Annotated in this window: 1 protein-coding gene; it reads right to left on the bottom strand. The window is 75.7% G+C overall.

Translation table 11 applies throughout. From position 1 onward, the window contains the following. Positions 1 to 364: 364 nt before the first annotated feature. Positions 365 to 5,272 (bottom strand): type I polyketide synthase, encoded by a 4,908-nt coding sequence (locus tag WMF20_RS46475; RefSeq protein ID WP_437617237.1) that lies wholly within the window; start codon positions 5,270 to 5,272, stop codon positions 365 to 367. Positions 5,273 to 5,306: the final 34 nt, after the last annotated feature.

Below are 5,306 nucleotides of genomic sequence, written 5' to 3'. Positions count from 1 at the left end.
CGATGGTCCCATCGAATGTCGGGCTCGACCGGAGCCCGCGGAGCCGTGAGCCACGGGGCCCACGCCGAAAAAGAGGCCAACACGCGCCGCGCGAACGCGAAGCGCGCGCGAGCGACAAGGTCGCGAAGTCGCCGCGGCTCGCGCGAGCGGTCCCGGTGATCCAGTAGCGGCGAAGGAAGCAAATGGTGTCGCGCGGCCCGTGCGGGGCGGGGGCCCAGCCCCCACACCCCGCCGCGCGCGCAGGCCCCTGGCCCGTGACCCCTCGCCTGGCGCGGCCTGTTCACCTCCTTGCCCATCCGATGCCGTTGCAGCGCGAGAGCGCCCTCCACCGCGGCGGCCTCCTCGCGCTCTGCGCTGGCGCGCCTCAGATCAAGGCCGCGCGAGGTTCTCCGTCGAGCTCGCGCTCGATCACCGCGAGCAGCTCGTCGTCGCTGATCGCGCCGAGATCTTCGGCCTCGACCTCGTCCGTCCCGGCCTCGGCGCTCGTCCAGCGCGACACGAGCCCGCGCAGGCGCGCGCCCACCGCGGCGCGCCGCGGGTCGTCTCGGGTGATCGCCGCCAGGCGCCACGCGAGCGTGTCGAGCGCGGCGAAGACCGCGTCCTCGGCTCCTCCGTCGCGCGCGAGCTCCGCGTCGAGGTGCCGCGCGAGCGCGTCCGGGGTCGGGTGGTCGAATGCGAGCGTCGCAGGGAGCTTGACGCCGGTGCGCGCGTGGAGCCGCCGGACGAGCTCGACGGCGACGAGCGAGTCGAGGCCGAGATCGAAGAAGCCCTTGTGAGGATCGATCGCCGACGCGTCGGCGTGCCCGAGGACGGCGGCGGTCTCGGCGACGACGAGCGCGACGAGGCGGTGCGCGCGCTCGGCGTCCGAGAGAAGCCTCAGCGCGTCGCGGAGCGCCCTGTCTTCGCCTGCGGCCCGTGCGCCGGCGGGTTCGGACGTGGGCTCCAGCGCGTCGCGCGCGTCGGGCAGATCGAAGAGGAGCGGGCGCGACCTCGCGGAGGCGAACGCGGGGGCGAAGCGCGCCCAGTCGATGTCGGCGACGGTGATGGTGGTCTCGTCGTGATCGAGGGCCCCCGCGAGCGCGACGACCGCGAGCGCTGGGGCCATCGGCGCGAGGCCGCGCCGCCGGAGGTGCTCCTCGGCGTCGGCGTGATCGGCGAGCATCCCGCCGCCCGCCCAGGCGCCCCACGCGATCGACGTCGCCGTGAGACCGGCGGCGCGGCGCACCTCGGCGAGCGCGTCGAGGAACGCGTTGCCGGCGGCGTACGCGCCTTGCTGCCCGCTGCCCCAGACGCCCGCGCCGGAGGCGAAGAGGACGAAGGCGTCGAGCTCGCGGTCCCCGAGCAGCTCGTGCAGGTGGAGCGCGCCGAGGACCTTTGCGGCGATGACCGCGCGGACGCCGTCCATATCGGTGGACGCGAGGGCCGCCTGCGCGACGACGCCGCCCGCGTGGACGACGGCGCGGACGGGGTCGCCTTGCGCGTCGAGGCGGGCGAGCAGAGCTGCGACCGAGGCGCGATCGGCGACGTCGCAGGCGGCGAGCGTCACGCGCGCGCCGAGCGCCTCGAGCTCGGCGCGGAGCGCGCCGGCGCCCGGGGCGTCTTCGCCCCGGCGGCTCACGAGGACGAGGTGCTCTGCGCCGCGCCCGACGAGGAAGCGCGCGACGTGCGCGCCGAGGGCGCCGGTTCCGCCGGTGACGAGGGCGGTGCCGCGCGCCGTGTAGGTGCGCGCGGGCGGAGTGTCGCCGAGGGGCGCACGGACGAGCCTCCGCGCGAAGATGCCTGTCGGGCGGACCGCGAGCTGGTCCTCGCCGTCGCGGGACGCGAGGAACGGCGCGAGGCGGTCGAGCGCGGTCGCGTCGACGCCGCTGGCGAGGTCGACGAGCCCGCCCCAGCGCTCGGGGTGCTCGAGCCCCACGACGCGGCCGAGGCCCCAGATCATCGCGTCCGTCGCGCGTCCGAGCAGGTCCGCGCGCCCCGTCGAGACCGCGCCGCGCGTGACGAGCCACAGAGGCGCAGCGACGCCGACGTCGCCCAAGGCCTGCACGAGGCCGAGGGTGAGCGCGAGCCCCGCGGGCAGCGACGCGTCCCGCCAGCGCGTCCCGTCGTCGAGCGCGGCGAGGGACAGCACGCCGCGGACCGCGCCGGCATCCCCGATCGCCTCGCGGATGCGCGCGGCGGTGCGCTCGCGCCTCGCGTCATCGCCGCCGAGGCGCAGGTGAACAACCTCGGCGCCGCGCGCTTCAAGGAGGCGCGCGAGGCTCGCCGCGACGTCTTCTGCCACGCCGGCGCGCGCCACGATGAGCCACCGCCCGGCGACGTCGCCGGCGGGCGGCGCTTCGAGCGTCCTCCAGACGACGCGGTAGCGCCACGCGTCCACCGTACCCTGCTCGTGACGCTCGCGCCGCCACGCCGCGAGCGCCGGGAGCAGCGCCGCGAGCGATGCCCGACCCTCACCGTCGACGCGGAGCGCCGCCGCGAGCGCCTCGACGTCGCGCTGCTCGACCGCCTGCCAGAAGCGTGTCTCTTCGGAGGTGACGGGGGCAGCGGCGGAGGCGCGCGCAGCGTCGAGCCAGAAGCGCTCGCGCTGAAAGGCGTACGTCGGCAGCCGGACGCGACGCGGCCGGAACGGCGCGAAGAACGCCGCCCAGTCGACGCGTTGCCCGCGGACGAAGAGCGCGGCGAGCGCGTTCGCGATGGCGTCGACGTCGGGGCGGTCGGCGCGGAGCGACGGGACGAACGCGTGCTCGTCGCCGGCATCGGCCGCGCGCGCGCTTTGCCCGAGCGCGGAGAGGACGCCGTGCGGGCCGACCTCGAGGAACGTGGAAACCCCCATGCTCCGGAGAGCTCCCAGCCCATCGGCGAAGCGCACCGCGTCTCGCGCGTGGCGGACCCAGTAGCTCGGCGAGCAGATATCCTCGTCGCGCGCGCGCTCTCCTGTCACGTTCGAGACGATCGGGATGCGCGGCGGGTGGAAGCGGAGCCCTTCGGCGACGCGGCGGAACGCGTCGAGCATCGGATCCATGTGGTGCGAGTGGAACGCGTGGCTCACGCGGAGGCGCGTCGTCTTGCGCCCGAGCGCCTCGAAGCGCGCCGTCACGGCGAGCACCGCGCGGGCGTCGCCCGAGAGGACGACGGACGCCGGCGCGTTGATCGCGGCGATCGCGACGCCGCCCGGGCCCGCGGCGATCTCGGCGCGCGCTTCGTCCTCGGACGCGTGCACGGTGACCATCGCGGCGTCGCGCGCCGGCAGGTCTTGCATGAGGCGCGCGCGCGCGGCGACGAGCGCGCACGCGTCCTCGAGCGACAGGACGCCGGCGACGTGCGCCGCGACGAGCTCGCCGACGGAGTGGCCGAGGAGCGCGTGGGGCGTGATCCCCCACGCCTCGAGAAGGCGGAAGAGCGCCACCTCGACGGCGAAGAGCGCCGTCTGCGTGTAGAGGGTCTCGTCGAGCAGCCGGGCGAGCTCCGTCTCTCGCGGCGCGAAGACGACGTCGCGGACCCGCCGTTCGAGGGCGCGATCGAGGTGGCTGCAGGCTGCGTCGAATGCGTCGCGGAACGCGGGGAACGCGGCGTAGAGGCCGCGGCCCATCTCGGCGCGCTGGCTTCCTTGCCCCGTGAAGAGGACGGCGAGCTTCCCGCCGAGCGCGCCGCGACCCAGGGCGGCGCCGGGGGTCGAGCGCCCGTGCGCGAGCGCGTCGAGCGCGCCGAGGAGCGTCGCGCGGTCGTGCGCGACGAAAGCCGCTCGATGGTCGAGCTGCGCGCGCGTCGTGGCGAGCGAGAACGCGAGGTCGACGAGCGGGACGTCGGGCGCGGCCGCCAGGTGCGCGTAGAGCTTGGCCGCTTGCCCGCGGAGCGCCGCGTCGCTCTTCGCGGACAGCACGAAGGGGAGCGCGCCGGGGGCGCGCGGCGCCGGCTCGACCGCCGCGGCGGCGGACGCCGCGGGCGCGGGCGCCTCTTCGACGATGACGTGCGCGTTGGTGCCCGAGATGCCGAACGACGAGACCGCCGCGCGGCGCGGTCGCTCGCCGCGAGGCCACGGGGCGGCATCCGTCAGCAGGCGGACGGCCCCCGCGGACCAATCGACGTGCGGCGAGGGCGCGCTCACGTGGAGCGTCTTCGGCAGGAGCCCGTGCTCGAGCGCGAGCACCATCTTGAGGATCCCGGCGATCCCTGCCGCCGCCTGCGTGTGTCCGATGTTCGACTTGAGGCTCCCGAGCCACACCGGGCCGCCCTCCGCGCGGGCCTTGCCGTACGTCGCGAGGAGCGCCTGCGCCTCGATCGGGTCGCCGAGGCTCGTCCCCGTCCCGTGCGCCTCGACGGCGTCGATCTCGTGCGCCGAGACGCGCGCGCTCGCGAGCGCCGACCGGATGACGCGCTCTTGCGCGAGGCCGTTCGGCGCGGTGAGCCCTTGGCTCTTCCCGTCCTGGTTGATCGCCGACCCGCGCAGGACGGCCAAGATCGGGCGCCCGTTCTTCTGCGCGTCGGAGAGGCGCTCGAGGAGCACCATGCCCGCGCCCTCCGCCCAGCCAGCGCCGTTCGCGTCGGCCGAGAACGATCTGCAGCGGCCGTCGGGAGAGCCCGCGTGCTGCGGCCCGAACTCATGGAAGAGCCCGGGCGTCGCCATCACGGTGACGCCGCCGGCGAGCGCGAGCGCGCACTCGCCCTGACGCAAGGCGTGGCAGGCGAGGTGCACGGCGACGAGCGACGAGCTGCACGCCGTGTCGATGCTGATCGCGGGGCCTTCGAGGCCGAGCACGTACGCGATCCGGCCGGACGCGACGCTCGGCGCGGTGCCCGTCACGACGTAGCCGTCGCGATCGTCGGGCGCGTGGAGGTGCTGCGCGGCGTAGCTGTTGTACATCACGCCGGCGAAGACGCCGGTCTGCGTGCCGTGGAGGGTCGTCGGGTCGATCCCCGCGCGCTCGATGGCTTCCCACGCGATCTCGAGGAGCACGCGCTGCTGCGGATCGAGCGCCAGCGTCTCGCGCGGGCTCAGCCCGAAGAAGCTCGCGTCGAACCTGTCGGCGTCGCGGAGGAACCCGCCTCCGCGCGCGCACGCGTTCCCGGCTCGCGCGCGCGCGTGGAGCGCGCCGAGATCCCAGCCGCGGTCGTCCGGGAACGGGGAGATCGCGTCGTGCCCCCCCTCGAGGAGCCGCCAGAGATCTTCGGGCGTCGCGACGCCGCCCGGGAAGCGGCAGCTCATCGCGACGATCGCGATCGGCTCGTGCGCCTTCTCGGTCGCGAGCGCGAGGCTCTGACGGCGCTGGTTCAGCTCGACGATCGCTTGCTCGAGGCGCTTCCGGAGC

The sequence above is a fragment of the Sorangium sp. So ce834 genome (assembly GCF_051521425.1).
GTDB classification, from domain to species: Bacteria; Myxococcota_A; Polyangia; order Polyangiales; family Polyangiaceae; genus Sorangium; species Sorangium cellulosum_D.
Note: the sequence above shows the minus strand (reverse complement) of the source record. Positions and strands in the feature narration are given on the sequence as shown.